The organism is Psychrobacter sp. T6-1 (assembly GCF_052258445.1).
Genome location: NZ_JBQQFC010000608.1, coordinates 1 through 871 on the forward strand (window position 1 = coordinate 1; position 871 = coordinate 871).

Consider the following 871-nt stretch of genomic DNA (forward strand, 5'->3'; position numbering starts at 1 on the left):
TGCGTCTTTTGGTTGAGCTGACGAAAGGAGTGCGAGAACACCAGCCTGTCATAGTCTTTGTGAAAGGAGGAGCGCGCGCTATCTTGTACAGGCGCTTGTTTATCGCTACCTAAACGCTGGGCGTTGAATAATCTTGCCCAGTGCTCGGTGGCGCTCTTTGATGTTTTGGAGTAAGTGCTCATTATTTATATTCCGTTATTATTTTTATAATCTTGTTTATGATACTTAAACTCTTATAGAATTTGTAGACACTATTAGACAAAGTTTGTAGCGAGAGTGGCAATTTATGGATTACTCTGGCATTGCCTGAGTTAGGCGTAGGGTGCTTTTTAAGCACCGTTAACGGTTCAAAATTCCGCCCAGTGGTGCTTAAAAAGCACCCTACCATCCAAATCATCACCTACGAAAAAAACTAGACGCACAAAAAAGCCAGCACTCAGGCTGACTTTGAATTTTGAGCTATTTTGATTTTTGCGGTTAGGACTGCTTGTCTATAACCCTAAACGTTAAATCTAAAGTGCATCACATCGCCATCTTGGACGATATAGGTCTTGCCCTCTAAGCGAGATTTGCCCGCGGCAGCAGCGCCTTTTTCGCCATTATGTTCAATGAAATCGTCATAGGCAATGACCTCAGCACGAATAAAACCGCGCTCAAAGTCAGTATGAATGACGCCAGCGGCTTGCGGTGCGGTTGCGCCAACCTCAACTGTCCACGCCCGTACTTCCTTGACGCCAGCGGTAAAATAAGTCTGCATATCGAGCAGATCATAGCCGCCACGAATCACCTGATCAAGACCCGCCTCGTCCATACCCATATCTTCTAAGAAGTCTTTTTTGTCATCTTCATCGAGCTGCGCAATTTCAGATTC

The 871-nt window shown here is 45.1% G+C and carries 1 protein-coding gene and 1 pseudogene; both read right to left on the reverse strand.

Annotated elements, in window-relative coordinates; all coding sequences use genetic code 11:
- Positions 1-182, reverse strand: a pseudogene (locus tag ACTXGO_RS14910) (deoxyguanosinetriphosphate triphosphohydrolase); the annotation flags it as partial.
- A 317-nt stretch (positions 183-499) separates the two neighbouring features.
- Positions 500-871: DUF933 domain-containing protein (locus tag ACTXGO_RS14915; RefSeq protein ID WP_443575071.1), on the reverse strand; the 372-nt coding region annotated here is incomplete at its 5' end.